Origin of the sequence: Citrobacter sp. Cf116 (assembly GCF_030336505.1) — a bacterium.
GTDB lineage: Bacteria > Pseudomonadota > Gammaproteobacteria > Enterobacterales > Enterobacteriaceae > Citrobacter > Citrobacter freundii.
Genome location: NZ_JAOWEQ010000040.1, coordinates 321,636 through 335,069, shown reverse-complemented (window position 1 = coordinate 335,069; position 13,434 = coordinate 321,636). Strand labels below are relative to the sequence as shown.

The following is a 13,434-nucleotide window of genomic DNA, read 5'->3' as shown; positions in this document are numbered from 1 at the left end:
GAGCTTACCGCTGATTAATCGCTAAAAAATGTTGCATTGCGCACAGCCTCGTTGACGGCCTGGGTCAGACGACGCAGTTGTTCGGGCTTGATGATGTACGGCGGCATCAGATAAATGAGCTTACCAAACGGTCTTACCCACACGCCCTGTTCGACAAAGAACTTCTGTAACGCGGCCATATTCACCGGATGCGTGGTTTCTATCACGCCGATGGCACCAAGCACGCGCACGTCGGCGACCCAACGGGAATCTGCCGCCGGGGCGAGTTCTTCACGCAACTGCGCTTCAATGGCCGCGACCTGCGAGCGCCATTCGCCGGTTTCGAGCAGCGACAGGCTGGCAGAGGCGACGGCGCAGGCCAGTGGATTACCCATGAAAGTCGGGCCGTGCATAAAACATCCGGCTTCACCGTTACTGATGGTTTCCGCAACCAGGCGCGTGGTCAGGGTGGCGGAAAGGGTCATCGTTCCGCCGGTTAACGCTTTGCCAAGGCACAAAATGTCCGGAGTGATATCGGCATGCTCACAGGCAAACAGCTTGCCCGTGCGACCAAATCCGGTGGCGATTTCATCGGCAATCAGCAAAATGCCTTCCCGGTCACACATCTTACGGATGCGCTTTAACCATTCGGGGTGATACATGCGCATGCCGCCAGCGCCCTGCACAATCGGCTCAAGGATCACTGCCGCAATTTCGTGGCGATGTGCGGCCATCAGACGGGCAAAAGGCACCATATCCAGTTCGTCCCATTCGCCGCCCATTCGGCTTTGCGGAGCGGGCGCAAACAGGTTATCAGGCAGATAACCCTTCCACAGACTGTGCATCGAGTTGTCGGGATCGCAGACCGACATCGCGCCGAAAGTATCGCCGTGATAACCGTTACGAAATGTCAGGAAACGCTGACGGGATTCACCTTTGGCCTGCCAGTATTGCAGCGCCATTTTCATCGCGACTTCCACGGCGACCGAACCAGAATCCGCGAGAAAAACGCACTCCAGCGCCTCGGGCGTCATCGCCACCAACTGGCGACACAGCGCAATAGCCGGGGCATGGGTAATGCCGCCAAACATCACGTGCGACATGGCATCAATCTGCGTTTTCATCGCGGCATTCAGCTGCGGGTGATTGTAACCGTGGATCGCCGCCCACCAGGATGACATGCCGTCAACCAGCTTCTCACCGCTGGCTAATATCAGTTCACAACCTTCGGCACTGGCCACCGGATAAACCGGTAGCGGGGAGGTCATGGAGGTGTAAGGGTGCCAGATATGGCGTTGGTCAAACGCAAGATCGTCCGTTGTCATAATCGACTTGTAAACCAAATTAAAAAGATTTAGGTTTACGAGTCTACACCAAACTAACAACGAAACGTATACCAATATGGCTCATTCTTCTCGCTGGACAATGTCGCAAGTCACCGAATTATTTGAAAAACCGCTGCTGGATCTGTTGTTTGAAGCGCAGCAGGTTCATCGCCAGCATTTCGATCCGCGGCAGGTACAAGTTAGTACGCTGCTGTCGATTAAGACCGGTGCTTGCCCGGAAGACTGCAAATACTGCCCGCAAAGTTCCCGCTATAAAACCGGACTGGAAACGGAACGTTTGATGGAAGTTGAACAGGTTCTGGACTCTGCCCGTAAGGCGAAACAAGCCGGTTCAACGCGGTTTTGCATGGGCGCGGCGTGGAAGAACCCTCACGAACGCGATATGCCGTACCTGGAACAAATGGTTCAGGGCGTGAAAGAACTGGGGCTGGAAGCCTGTATGACGCTGGGCACGCTGGACGAATCTCAGGCCCAGCGCCTGGCCAATGCGGGTCTGGACTACTACAACCACAACCTCGACACCTCGCCGGAATTTTACGGCAATATCATTACCACCCGTTCGTATCAGGAGCGCCTGGATACGCTGGATAAAGTGCGTGAGGCGGGCATTAAAGTTTGCTCCGGCGGGATTGTGGGGCTGGGTGAAACAGTGACCGACCGCGCGGGTCTGCTGCTGCAATTAGCGAATCTGCCGACGCCGCCGGAAAGCGTGCCGATCAACATGCTGGTGAAAGTGAAGGGCACGCCGCTTGCCGATAACGACGACGTAGATGCTTTTGATTTTATTCGTACTATCGCCGTCGCGCGTATCATGATGCCGACCTCATACGTACGTCTTTCTGCCGGGCGCGAGCAGATGAACGAACAAACCCAGGCAATGTGCTTTATGGCCGGGGCCAACTCGATTTTCTACGGCTGCAAACTGCTGACCACGCCGAACCCGAACGAAGATAAAGATTTATTGTTGTTCCGTAAGCTGGGTCTTAACCCGCAGCAAACGGCGGTACTGGCGGGTGATAACGAACAGCAACAACGTCTGGAGCAGGCGCTGCGTACCCCGGATACCGACGATTACTACAACGCGGCAACCGTATGACCTGGCAGCAAAAAATCGACGATGCGCTAACGGCGCGTCGTCGTGCTGATGCGTGGCGTCGGCGCTATGCAGTGACACAGGGTGCTGGTCGCTGGTTACAGGCTGGCGGTCGTCAGTATCTGAATTTCTCCAGCAACGACTATCTCGGCTTAAGCCACCATCCGCAAATTATCTGCGCGTGGCAGCAGGGTGCAGAGCGTTTTGGCGTCGGCAGTGGCGGCTCGGGCCATGTCAGCGGTTATTCCGTTGCTCATCAGGCGCTGGAAGAAGAGCTGGCGCAGTGGCTCGGCTATTCCCGGGCGCTGTTGTTCATCTCCGGTTTTGCCGCTAATCAGGCAGTGATAGCCGCATTGATGGAAAAAGACGATCGCATTGTCGCCGACAGGCTTAGCCATGCCTCGCTGTTGGAGGCCGCCAGCCTTAGCCCTGCTGTTTTACGTCGCTTTACCCATAACGATCCGCAACATCTGGAGCGTCTGCTGACTTCCCCCTGTCCGGGGCAGCAACTGGTGGTCACTGAAGGCGTATTCAGCATGGATGGCGATAGTGCGCCACTGGCAGAAATCCACGCGGTGGCGAAACGGCAGGGCGCGTGGCTGCTGGTGGATGATGCGCATGGGATTGGCGTAAGCGGTGAGGAAGGGCGCGGCTCGTGCTCTCGACAACAGGTGAAACCTGAGCTGCTCGTGGTGACGTTTGGCAAAGGGTTTGGTGTCAGCGGTGCGGCGATCCTGTGTTCTGATAGCGTGGCCGACTATCTGTTGCAGTTTGCCCGCCATCTGATCTACAGCACCAGTATGCCTCCGGCGCAGGCGCAGGCCTTACGCGCCGCGCTGGCGGTGATCCGCAGCCGTGAAGGCGATGAACGCCGGGAAAAGTTAGCGATGCTGATCCAGCGTTTTCGCGCTGGGGTGAATACTACGGATTTGACGCTGGCGCATTCAGACAGCGCTATTCAACCGCTGATCGTTGGCGACAATCATAAAGCCCTGCAACTGGCACAGACATTACGGCAACAGGGATGCTGGGTGACGGCGATTCGCCCACCAACGGTGCCCACCGGTACGGCCAGATTACGGCTGACGCTGACCCAGGCGCATGAGGTGCAGGATATCGATCGTCTACTGGAGGTGTTGCATGGCACAGGTCAATAAACAGGCGATTGCCGCCGCGTTTGGCCGCGCTGCCACCCACTATGAGCAACACGCAGAGCTACAACGTCAGAGTGCCGATGCGTTACTGGCACAACTCGATGGCCGGGAGTTCTCAAGGGTTTTGGACGCGGGCTGTGGGCCTGGGCGTATGAGTCTCTACTGGCGGGAGCAGGGGAGCGAGGTCTGTGCGTTGGATCTGTCGGCGCAAATGCTGGCTGAAGCGCAGCGTCACGATGTTGCCCATCACTATCTGCTGGCGGATATCGAAGCCATTCCGCAGGCCGCTGCCACTTTCGACCTGGCCTGGAGCAATCTGGCCGTGCAGTGGTGCAGCGACCTACGCGGTGCGTTAAGCGAGCTATACCGGGTGGTGCGTCCTGGCGGAACGGTGGCGTTTAGTACCCTGGCGCAAGGTTCGATGCCGGAACTTCGTCAGGCGTGGCGAACAGTTGATGACCGGGAGCATGCCAACCGTTTTTTGCCCGTGGAGCAACTGGAAAACGCGCTGTGCGGCTGGGACGTTGAATACCAGTCTCATGCCGTCACGCTGTGGTTTGACGATGCGCTGAGCGCCATGCGCTCGTTGAAGGGTATTGGCGCGACGCATTTGCATGATGGACGCGAGCAGCGTGTGCTGACCCGCTCGCAACTGCGTCAGCTACAGCTCGCCTGGCCCTGTCAGCAGGGGAAATATCCGCTGACCTATCATCTTTTTTTGGGAGTGATTCAACGTGACTAACACGTATTTTGTCACCGGGACGGACACTGAAGTAGGTAAAACTATCGCCAGCTGTGCGTTGCTTCAGGCGGCGGGACAATTGGGATTGCGAACCGTCGGCTATAAGCCGGTGGCGTCAGGAAGTGAAATGACTGATGAAGGTCTGCGAAACAGTGATGCGCTGGCGCTACAGCGCAACAGTGTTGTAGCCGTGGATTATGCAGCCATCAATCCGTATACCTTCGCGGAACCTACCTCACCGCATATCATCAGTGCTGACGAAGGGCGCCCCATTCAGGCCTCCGTGATGTCTGCGGGTTTACGCCTGCTTGAAGAACAGGCTGACTGGGTATTGGTGGAAGGTGCAGGCGGATGGTTTACGCCGCTTTCGCCAACGCTGAGTTTTTCTGACTGGGTAAAAGAGGAACAACTGCCAGTGATTCTGGTGGTTGGCGTTAAGCTCGGTTGTATCAATCATGCCATTTTGACCGCCCAGGCGGTGCAGCAGGCCGGGCTGACGCTCGCCGGATGGGTTGCCAATGATGTGACGCCACCCGGCAAGCGTCATGCTGAATATATGGCGACGCTAAAGCGTGCGCTTGCGGCTCCGCTGCTGGGGGAAATTCCCTGGCTGGCAGAAGAGCCGGAGCAAGCATCGACAGGTCGTTATATCGATCTTAGCGTTTTGTCTCTGGCATCCACCAGTCGTTGATTAGCGGGTCGCTGAATTGTGTTATTTGCCCTTGAGCCACGTTGCGGCCACGATGTAACAAGCAATAGCAGTCGGCGACCCGACGAATGAACGGCAGGCTTTGCTCCGCGAGCATAATGGTGATGCCAAGCTCCTGGCTTAGCCTCACAATCAAATTCCCCAGTTTGTGGATATACGCCTGGCCTGTTCCTCGTGTGGGCTCATCGAGGATCAGCAGACGCGGGCGAGTGACCAACGCACTGGCGAGTGCAAGCTGATGCTGATTTTCCTCGGACAATGCCACCCCTTTGGCCTGACGCAGTACAAACAGCTGTGGAAACAGGCGGTAAATATCGCTGCTGTTCATTGCTTCGCTTTCCTCAACCGCCTGGCGCGCAATGTGCAGATTTTCCTCTACCGTCAGTTGCGAAAAAATTCGCCGCTCCTGTGATACACAGTTAATACCTAGTGCAATGCGCTTTGCCGCCGGAATCTGAAGCAGATCGCAAGGTGGTGCGCCAGCCTGATGCCAGAACATAGTTCCGCTCTCAATCGGTAAATTGCCGATGATGCAATTGGCAAGCGTAGTCTTTCCCATCCCTGGAAGACCCAGCACGGCGGTACATTTACCGGGCAACAGGTCGAGATCGACATCCCAAAGCGAGTGTTGATTACCGTAATAGTGATTCACTGCACGAAGACTCAACATAGATTTCTCCCTCATGATGATATCCGCCTCGCGGACTGGTGGTCGGGAGAAAGCTGCAAATCTCTTGCCAGAAGCGGAATTGGGGAAAAATACAGCAGGATGGCGTGCAGCGCTGGCGGTAAATTCTTACTGACCGCATTCCTGACGTTGTTTTGTGCACATTGGCAGTGCCTGGTGGTGTCGTGATGGTGCAGTCAGGAAAATGATGAAAATGCGAGCAAGATCTCGGCCATCCGAGGTCGCTTCGTTAGCTGAAAAATATCAAAAAATAGCGATAATTTTTTTTATCCCACCAGAAAAGACCATCAGGACGTTTTTGCCAGGCTACAGTCCATACGGGCTGGAGGCAGTTATCCACTATTCCTGTGGATAACCTTGTGTATTAGGGTTAGAAAACACAATGTAAGCGAGAGAAGACGCGGCCTGCGACTAAATTGATGCGAAAGACGGCTCGAGATGATAATCATTAAATTACAGGATGTTAGATAAATGCAATGGCTGTCGCAGAAGTGTCATGCGTTGCCACAAAACTTTCATCGAGTAGCTTGACAAATGTTAAAAAAGTCATTGGTTTGGGGATAACACATTTTTGCTGGTGTTTTATCTTGCCTGCGGACAAATTTTAGCCTGTAGTCACGGCCATTTTGCTGGGGTAACAGAAATATTCTGGCGCGTTACTGTTTTTTCATCCAGTATATTTTACTGGCAAAATATACGGCTGCGAGTAAAATTACACACCTGCCCGCCCATTGCTTCAGGTAGCTGCTCATGAGTAAACCGTTCAAACTAAATTCCGCTTTTAAACCCTCTGGCGATCAGCCTGAGGCGATTCGTCGCCTGGAAGAAGGTCTGGAGGATGGTCTGGCGCATCAGACGCTACTGGGGGTGACGGGGTCGGGGAAAACATTCACCATCGCTAACGTGATTGCGGACTTGCAGCGTCCTACCATGGTGCTGGCCCCCAATAAGACACTTGCTGCTCAGCTGTACGGTGAGATGAAAGAGTTCTTCCCGGATAACGCGGTGGAGTATTTCGTCTCTTACTACGACTATTATCAGCCGGAAGCCTACGTACCCAGTTCTGACACCTTCATCGAGAAAGATGCTTCGGTCAACGAACATATTGAGCAGATGCGCCTGTCGGCAACCAAAGCGCTGCTGGAACGTCGCGATGTCGTTGTCGTGGCGTCGGTTTCGGCGATTTATGGTCTGGGTGACCCGGATCTGTACCTGAAAATGATGTTGCACCTGACGGTGGGGATGATTATCGACCAGCGTGCGATCCTGCGTCGTCTGGCGGAGCTGCAATATACCCGCAACGATCAGGCGTTCCAGCGCGGGACCTTCCGCGTACGTGGTGAAGTGATCGACATTTTCCCGGCAGAATCCGACGACATCGCGCTGCGCGTGGAACTGTTTGATGAAGAAGTCGAACGTTTGTCGCTGTTTGACCCACTTACCGGGCAGGTCGAATCGACTATATCGCGCTTCACCATCTATCCTAAAACGCACTACGTGACGCCGCGCGAACGTATTGTACAGGCGATGGAAGAAATTAAAGTTGAGCTGGCAGAGCGGCGTAAGGTCCTGTTGGCAAATAACAAACTGCTGGAAGAACAGCGCTTAAGTCAGCGTACCCAGTTCGATTTGGAAATGATGAATGAGCTGGGTTACTGCTCGGGGATTGAAAACTACTCCCGCTATCTGTCCGGGCGCGGCCCTGGCGAGCCGCCGCCGACGCTGTTTGATTACCTGCCTGCCGATGGCCTGCTGGTGGTGGATGAATCCCACGTGACTATCCCGCAAATTGGCGGCATGTATCGCGGTGATCGGGCGCGTAAAGAAACCCTGGTCGAATACGGATTCCGTCTGCCGTCGGCGCTGGATAACCGTCCGCTCAAATTTGAAGAGTTCGAGGCGCTGGCTCCGCAAACTATCTACGTTTCGGCGACGCCGGGCAACTATGAGCTGGAGAAATCCGGTGATGAAGTGGTCGATCAGGTGGTACGACCGACCGGCCTGCTGGATCCGGTCATTGAGGTGCGTCCGGTGGCGACGCAGGTTGACGATCTGCTGTCGGAGATCCGCACCCGTGCGGCGATTAACGAACGTGTGCTGGTCACCACGCTGACCAAACGGATGGCAGAAGACCTCACAGAATACCTCGAAGAACATGGCGAGCGGGTGCGTTATCTGCACTCTGACATCGATACCGTGGAACGTATGGAAATCATTCGTGACCTGCGTCTGGGCGAGTTTGACGTGCTGGTGGGTATCAACCTGTTACGTGAAGGTCTGGACATGCCTGAGGTCTCCCTGGTGGCGATTCTGGACGCAGACAAAGAAGGGTTCCTGCGTTCTGAACGTTCGCTTATCCAGACCATCGGTCGTGCGGCGCGTAACATCAACGGTAAGGCTATTCTCTACGGCGATAAAATTACCGCCTCAATGGCTAAAGCGATTGGTGAAACCGAACGTCGTCGTGAGAAACAGCAACTCTACAACGAAGAGCACGGTATTACGCCGCAGGGCCTGAATAAGAAAGTGGTCGATATTCTGGCGCTGGGTCAGAATATTGCGAAGACCAAGGCGAAAGGCAAAGGGAAGTCACGTGCAGGCGCGAAGTCTGAAGTTGTGGAACTGGATATGACGCCAAAAGCGCTGCAGCAGAAAATTCACGAGCTGGAAGGGCAGATGATGCAGCATGCGCAGAATCTTGAATTTGAAGAGGCAGCGACGATCCGCGACCAGTTGCATCAACTGCGCGAGTTGTTTATCGCAGCATCGTAAGAGTGTGCCGGATGCGGGGTAAACCCCTTATCCGGCCTACGGCAAAGATCGCGTTCGTAGGTCGGATGCCGGAGCAGAGCGTTTTGTAGGCCTGATAAGCGCAGCGCATCAGGCTAATCCGTTTAGCCTAGCGCCTGCACCGCTTTCTCCAGCGCACTATGCAATAGCTGGCGGTCATGGCGATACGGAATATCGCTGGCTTCCAGCACTTCCTGAATGACAACGCGGTCGGTAATGGCGGAAGCATCCACTTTCGGCCCCACAACCACCGCATCAATCACTTTCTTCCCGACGTACTGTTCAATAATGGCCAGCTTATCGCTAAGCGTCAGACTGGCTGCTGGCAGGCTTAATTCGCGCCCAAGATTGCCTATATAGACCATCGGGGCCGGCGTGCGACGTAACGCCTGTGACATTTCATCGAGTAACAGAATCGGCATCAGGCTGGTGTAAAAACTGCCAGGTCCTATCAGAATCAAATCCGCGTCGGCGATAGCCTCTACTGCTTCCCGCGTGGTGGGGACTTTTGGCGACAGCATTAGCTCCTGAGGTGGGATAGTAAGCTGATCGATATTCACTTCGCCATAGACTTCATGCCCCTGATCGTCGATAGCCATCAAATCCACCGGCAGCTCCGACATCGGAATTAAATGCGCATCGACCTTCAGCAGGTTACGAATTAAATTGATGGCTTCCAGAGGCCGCACGCTGAGGTGATCGAGCGCTTTTAACATCAGATTTCCGAGGTTATGCCCGGAAAGTTCGCCATTACCGCCAAAACGATACTCAAACATGGCTGATGCAACGCTGGGTTGGGTTATTAACTGGTTCAGACAGTTACGCATGTCTCCCCAGGCTATCCCTCCTTCAGAGCGACGAATACGGCCTGTCGACCCGCCGTTATCCGTGGTGGTGACGATACCCGTCAGGCGGGAACCTAATGGGGAAAGAGAGGAGAGAACGCGTCCTAATCCATGCCCTCCGCCGAGAGCGACAACGCGGTCCAGATCTGCCAGCGTGCGAGTGCGCATATATTTTCCTGATATCAATTGATCGGCGCTACAGTAACGTAAATAGCGTGTTTTCAGCAATTATCCAGTCGGCATCTGCCGTAATTATTTTCTGCGATCTACTCCTTTCTGACGAGATCCACCTGATGGCAAGATGATGTATATCAATGCAAAACTGTGGTTTTTGCTTATTCTGTAGCGAAATTGCACGATCATGTCGTTATGTATGTATTTATACAGCGAAAGTGTACATGGCAAAAGCGTCATTTACACGCTAGTATCGGCATAACCACTAAGTACTCTTAATAATTTGAGTTGCCGGAAGCCAACGCATCTGCAACACGAAGTATGACGAGTATAAACACTCTAGCCTCTGCACCTGGGTCAAATGATACGGTGCTTTGGCCGTGACAAGACTTGAAAAAGTTTGTCACCAGGGCGCAGGAAGAAATGACTACGTCTCCCGTATTTGGAAAGGTGTACATGGGCTCTCAACTTACCGATGCTTTCGCACGTAAGTTTTACTACTTACGTTTGTCGATTACCGATGTGTGTAACTTTCGTTGCACCTACTGCCTGCCGGATGGCTATAAGCCCGGTGGGGTCACCAATAACGGCTTTCTGACCGTTGATGAAATTCGCCGCGTCACGCGCGCGTTCGCCAGTCTGGGAACGGAAAAAGTGCGTCTGACAGGGGGCGAACCTTCACTGCGTCGCGACTTTACTGACATTATCGCCGCCGTGCGCGAAAACGACGCCATCCGTCAGATTGCGGTAACCACCAATGGTTATCGTCTGGCGCGCGATGCTGCTGCCTGGCGCGATGCCGGACTGACCGCGCTCAACGTCAGCGTCGACAGCCTGGATGCCCGTCAGTTTCATGCCATTACCGGGCAGGACAAGTTTCAACAGGTGATGGCAGGCATTGACGCCGCCTTTGATGCGGGTTTTGAAAAAGTGAAAGTCAACACCGTGCTGATGCGCGATGTAAACCATCATCAGCTGGACACCTTCCTTGCGTGGATCCAACCTCGGCCAATCCAACTGCGTTTTATTGAACTGATGGAAACGGGCGAGGGCAGCTCTCTCTTCCGTAAACACCATATCTCCGGACAAGTACTTCGCGATGAGCTATTGCGTCGCGGCTGGATCCACCAGATCCGACAGCGCAGCGACGGCCCGGCTCAGGTTTTCTGTCATCCTGATTATGTTGGTGAAATTGGTCTGATCATGCCTTATGAGAAAGACTTCTGCGCCACCTGTAATCGTCTGCGCGTTTCCTCTGTTGGCAAGCTTCATCTGTGTTTATTTGGTGAAGGCGGCGTAAGCCTGCGTGATTTGCTGGAAGATGACGCTCAGCAGCCGGCGCTGGAAGAACGTATTTCAGCCGCGCTGCTGGAGAAAAAGCAGACCCATTTCCTGCATCAGAACAATACCGGTATTACGCAAAACTTATCTTACATTGGCGGCTGATCGCTAAAAGGAGTTTTTCATGAGTCAGGTAAGCGCTGAATTTATCCCGACACGCATTGCTATTCTTACTGTTTCCAACCGTCGCGGCGAAGAAGATGACACCTCCGGCCATTATCTGCGTGACTCGGCGCAAGAAGCGGGTCATCAGATTGTTGATAAGGCGATTGTCAAAGAAAACCGTTACGCCATCCGCGCCCAGGTTTCTGCCTGGATTGCCAGTGATGATGTACAGGTAGTGCTCATTACTGGCGGTACCGGGTTAACCGAAGGGGACCAGGCGCCGGAAGCGCTGCAACCGCTGTTTGACAGAGAAGTTGAAGGGTTTGGCGAAGTCTTCCGTATGCTGTCGTTTGAAGAGATTGGCACCGCGACGCTGCAATCCCGCGCGATTGCCGGAGTGGCCAATAAAACGCTGATTTTCGCCATGCCGGGTTCGACCAAAGCGTGTCGTACCGCCTGGGAAAATATCATTGCGCCGCAGCTTGATGCCCGTACGCGTCCGTGTAATTTCCACCCACATTTGAAGAAATAAGTATGTCGCAACTGACTCATATTAACGCCGCTGGCGAAGCGCATATGGTGGATGTCTCCGCCAAAGCGGAAACCGTACGCGAGGCACGTGCTGAAGCATTCGTGACCATGCGTAGCGAAACGCTGGCGATGATTATCGATGGCAGCCACCATAAGGGTGATGTATTCGCCACGGCGCGTATTGCCGGTATTCAGGCCGCCAAACGTACCTGGGATCTCATCCCGCTGTGCCATCCGCTGATGCTGAGTAAGGTGGAAGTCAATCTTCACGCTGAACCGGAGCACAACCGCGTACGGATTGAAACGCTGTGTCGCCTGACCGGTAAAACCGGCGTTGAAATGGAAGCGTTAACGGCGGCCTCCGTGGCGGCGTTGACCATCTACGATATGTGCAAAGCGGTGCAAAAGGATATGGTGATTGGTCCGGTGCGTCTGCTGGCAAAAAGCGGCGGCAAGTCCGGAGATTTTAAGGTGGATACGCATGATTAAGGTTCTCTTCTTTGCTCAGGTACGCGAACTGGTAAACACCGATGCGTTAGAGGTTGCCGCCGAGTTTGCAACGGTGGAAGCGCTGCGCAAGCATCTTGCCGCAAAAAGCGATCGCTGGGCGTTGGCGCTGGAAGACGGCAAGCTGCTGGCGGCGGTAAACCAGACGCTGGTCGATTTTGACCATCCCCTTAACTCAGGTGACGAAGTGGCTTTCTTCCCACCGGTAACCGGAGGCTAAGATGGCGGAAACGCGAATTGTTGTTGGCCCTGCGCCGTTTCGCGTCGGGGATGAGTATCCCTGGCTGGCAGAGCGCGATGAAGACGGCGCGGTAGTCACTTTCACCGGTAAAGTGCGCAATCACAATCTCGGTGACAGCGTTAAGGCGTTAACGCTGGAACACTATCCGGGAATGACCGAAAAAGCGCTGGCGGAGATTGTCGACGAAGCGCGTTTGCGCTGGCCGCTGGGTCGGGTGACGGTGATTCATCGCATTGGCGAACTGTGGCCGGGTGACGAAATCGTGTTTGTTGGCGTGACCAGTGCGCATCGCAGCAGCGCGTTTGATGCCGGGCAGTTCATTATGGATTACCTGAAAACCCGCGCGCCGTTCTGGAAACGCGAGGCCACGCCGGAAGGTGAGCGCTGGGTTGATGCCCGCGACAGCGATAAGCTAGCAGCAAAACGCTGGTAGAGTACAATTGTTGTAGGCTCATACTGATTCAGGAGATTGTCATGGACCGATTCCCACGATCCGATTCTATTGTACAGGCCCGTTCCGGCCTGCAAACGTATATGGCGCAGGTATACGGCTGGATGACCTGCGGACTGTTGCTGACGGCGTTTATCGCCTGGTATGCGGCAAATACACCCGCGGTGATGATGTTTGTCTTCTCCAGCAAAATCACCTTCTTTGGCCTGATCATCGCTCAACTGGCGCTGGTGTTCGTCCTGTCCGGTATGGTGCAAAGGCTGAGCGCGGGTATGGCGACCACGCTGTTTATGCTCTATTCGGCATTAACCGGGCTGACGCTATCAAGCATTTTTATCGTCTATACCTACTCGTCTATCGCCAGCACCTTCGTGGTTACCGGAGGGATGTTCGGGATCATGAGTTTGTATGGCTACACCACCAAACGTGATCTGAGCGGCTTCGGCAATATGCTGTTTATGGCGTTGATCGGTATTGTGCTGGCCTCACTGGTTAACTTTTGGCTGAAGAGTGAAGCGCTAATGTGGGCGGTGACCTATATCGGGGTGATTGTGTTTGTTGGTCTGACCGCCTATGACACGCAGAAGTTGAAAAATATCGGTGAGCAGATTGACCTGCGCGACAGCTCCAATCTGCGTAAATACGCAATTCTTGGGGCCTTAACGCTGTATCTGGACTTCATCAACCTGTTCCTGATGCTGCTACGTATTTTCGGCAATCGTCGTTAATTCTCTGTTG

14 protein-coding genes and 1 riboswitch are annotated in these 13,434 nt (G+C 54.3%); of the genes, 11 read left to right on the top strand and 3 right to left on the bottom strand.

All coding sequences use genetic code 11. The features are described from left to right. Positions 1 to 14 precede the first annotated feature (14 nt). Positions 15 to 1,304 (bottom strand): adenosylmethionine--8-amino-7-oxononanoate transaminase, encoded by a 1,290-nt coding sequence (gene bioA / locus OGV74_RS18310; protein WP_046669890.1) that lies wholly within the window; start codon positions 1,302 to 1,304, stop codon positions 15 to 17. Between the two features lie 76 nt (positions 1,305 to 1,380). On the opposite strand from bioA, the gene bioB reads away from it, so the two are divergent. Genes bioB through bioD form a run of 4 tightly spaced genes read left to right on the top strand, consistent with a single transcriptional unit; the run spans position 1,381 to position 5,005 of the window. Next, on the top strand, positions 1,381 to 2,421 hold the full coding sequence (bioB, locus tag OGV74_RS18305; protein WP_003837062.1) for a biotin synthase BioB: 1,041 nt from the start codon (positions 1,381 to 1,383) through the stop codon (positions 2,419 to 2,421). Then, a complete protein-coding gene (gene bioF / locus OGV74_RS18300; RefSeq protein ID WP_048233295.1) occupies positions 2,418 to 3,575 on the top strand; it encodes an 8-amino-7-oxononanoate synthase in 1,158 nt (385 codons plus the stop codon). Before bioB ends, bioF begins: the two co-directional genes overlap by 4 nt. Further along, on the top strand, positions 3,559 to 4,314 hold the full coding sequence (gene bioC / locus OGV74_RS18295) for a malonyl-ACP O-methyltransferase BioC (RefSeq protein ID WP_048233296.1): 756 nt from the start codon (positions 3,559 to 3,561) through the stop codon (positions 4,312 to 4,314). The genes bioF and bioC overlap by 17 nt, the downstream gene beginning before the upstream one ends. Further along, complete coding sequence (gene bioD, locus OGV74_RS18290) at positions 4,307 to 5,005, top strand: dethiobiotin synthase (protein ID WP_032948884.1); 699 nt, start codon at positions 4,307 to 4,309, stop codon at positions 5,003 to 5,005. Before bioC ends, bioD begins: the two co-directional genes overlap by 8 nt. Here the strand turns inward: bioD and OGV74_RS18285 are convergent. Beyond that, positions 4,971 to 5,693: an ABC transporter ATP-binding protein gene (locus OGV74_RS18285; RefSeq protein ID WP_003035181.1), complete on the bottom strand. Its 723-nt coding sequence runs from the start codon at positions 5,691 to 5,693 to the stop codon at positions 4,971 to 4,973. The two genes, bioD and OGV74_RS18285, sit on opposite strands and share 35 nt — an antisense overlap. Positions 5,694 to 6,461: 768 nt before the next feature. On the opposite strand from OGV74_RS18285, the gene uvrB reads away from it, so the two are divergent. Next, positions 6,462 to 8,483 carry an excinuclease ABC subunit UvrB gene (gene uvrB / locus OGV74_RS18280; RefSeq protein WP_003831523.1) on the top strand — a complete coding sequence of 674 codons (2,022 nt, stop codon included), beginning with the start codon at positions 6,462 to 6,464 and terminating at the stop codon, positions 8,481 to 8,483. 122 nt (positions 8,484 to 8,605) lie between these two features. Here the strand turns inward: uvrB and yvcK are convergent, their stop codons facing one another. Next, positions 8,606 to 9,514, bottom strand: a complete 909-nt coding sequence (gene yvcK, locus OGV74_RS18275; RefSeq protein WP_086503857.1) for a uridine diphosphate-N-acetylglucosamine-binding protein YvcK — start codon at positions 9,512 to 9,514, stop codon at positions 8,606 to 8,608. Positions 9,515 to 9,843: 329 nt separating this feature from the next. Next, positions 9,844 to 9,989: riboswitch (molybdenum cofactor riboswitch) on the top strand. Between yvcK and moaA the strand changes: the two genes are divergently transcribed. The 6 genes from moaA (at position 9,977) to OGV74_RS18245 (ending at position 13,424) form a co-directional block, all read left to right on the top strand. After that, a complete protein-coding gene (gene moaA, locus OGV74_RS18270) occupies positions 9,977 to 10,966 on the top strand; it encodes a GTP 3',8-cyclase MoaA (RefSeq protein ID WP_032934386.1) in 990 nt (329 codons plus the stop codon). Its footprint overlaps the riboswitch before it by 13 nt. A 19-nt stretch (positions 10,967 to 10,985) precedes the next feature. Continuing rightward, positions 10,986 to 11,498, top strand: a complete 513-nt coding sequence (gene moaB / locus OGV74_RS18265) for a molybdenum cofactor biosynthesis protein B (RefSeq protein WP_003035187.1) — start codon at positions 10,986 to 10,988, stop codon at positions 11,496 to 11,498. A 2-nt stretch (positions 11,499 to 11,500) separates the two neighbouring features. Continuing rightward, complete coding sequence (gene moaC / locus OGV74_RS18260) at positions 11,501 to 11,986, top strand: cyclic pyranopterin monophosphate synthase MoaC (protein ID WP_061548830.1); 486 nt, start codon at positions 11,501 to 11,503, stop codon at positions 11,984 to 11,986. Further along, complete coding sequence (gene moaD, locus OGV74_RS18255; protein WP_003837047.1) at positions 11,979 to 12,224, top strand: molybdopterin synthase sulfur carrier subunit; 246 nt, start codon at positions 11,979 to 11,981, stop codon at positions 12,222 to 12,224. The genes moaC and moaD overlap by 8 nt, the downstream gene beginning before the upstream one ends. A gap of 1 nt (position 12,225) precedes the next feature. Continuing rightward, positions 12,226 to 12,678 (top strand): molybdopterin synthase catalytic subunit MoaE, encoded by a 453-nt coding sequence (gene moaE / locus OGV74_RS18250; protein WP_003035193.1) that lies wholly within the window; start codon positions 12,226 to 12,228, stop codon positions 12,676 to 12,678. A 41-nt stretch (positions 12,679 to 12,719) separates the two neighbouring features. Beyond that, positions 12,720 to 13,424, top strand: a complete 705-nt coding sequence (locus OGV74_RS18245) for a Bax inhibitor-1/YccA family protein (protein ID WP_003831536.1) — start codon at positions 12,720 to 12,722, stop codon at positions 13,422 to 13,424. The last annotated feature ends 10 nt before the right edge of the window (positions 13,425 to 13,434 follow it).

Excerpts from the sequence above, each read along its gene's own strand:
- bioA (WP_046669890.1), bottom strand. The coding sequence starts at position 1,304 with ATGACAACGGACGATCTTGCGTTTGACCAACGCCATATCTGGCACCCT.
- bioB (WP_003837062.1), top strand. The coding sequence starts at position 1,381 with ATGGCTCATTCTTCTCGCTGGACAATGTCGCAAGTCACCGAATTATTT.
- bioF (WP_048233295.1), top strand. The coding sequence starts at position 2,418 with ATGACCTGGCAGCAAAAAATCGACGATGCGCTAACGGCGCGTCGTCGT.
- bioC (WP_048233296.1), top strand. The coding sequence starts at position 3,559 with ATGGCACAGGTCAATAAACAGGCGATTGCCGCCGCGTTTGGCCGCGCT.
- OGV74_RS18285 (WP_003035181.1), bottom strand. The coding sequence starts at position 5,693 with ATGTTGAGTCTTCGTGCAGTGAATCACTATTACGGTAATCAACACTCG.
- uvrB (WP_003831523.1), top strand. The coding sequence starts at position 6,462 with ATGAGTAAACCGTTCAAACTAAATTCCGCTTTTAAACCCTCTGGCGAT.
- yvcK (WP_086503857.1), bottom strand. The coding sequence starts at position 9,514 with ATGCGCACTCGCACGCTGGCAGATCTGGACCGCGTTGTCGCTCTCGGC.
- moaA (WP_032934386.1), top strand. The coding sequence starts at position 9,977 with ATGGGCTCTCAACTTACCGATGCTTTCGCACGTAAGTTTTACTACTTA.
- moaB (WP_003035187.1), top strand. The coding sequence starts at position 10,986 with ATGAGTCAGGTAAGCGCTGAATTTATCCCGACACGCATTGCTATTCTT.
- moaC (WP_061548830.1), top strand. The coding sequence starts at position 11,501 with ATGTCGCAACTGACTCATATTAACGCCGCTGGCGAAGCGCATATGGTG.
- moaD (WP_003837047.1), top strand. The coding sequence starts at position 11,979 with ATGATTAAGGTTCTCTTCTTTGCTCAGGTACGCGAACTGGTAAACACC.
- moaE (WP_003035193.1), top strand. The coding sequence starts at position 12,226 with ATGGCGGAAACGCGAATTGTTGTTGGCCCTGCGCCGTTTCGCGTCGGG.
- OGV74_RS18245 (WP_003831536.1), top strand. The coding sequence starts at position 12,720 with ATGGACCGATTCCCACGATCCGATTCTATTGTACAGGCCCGTTCCGGC.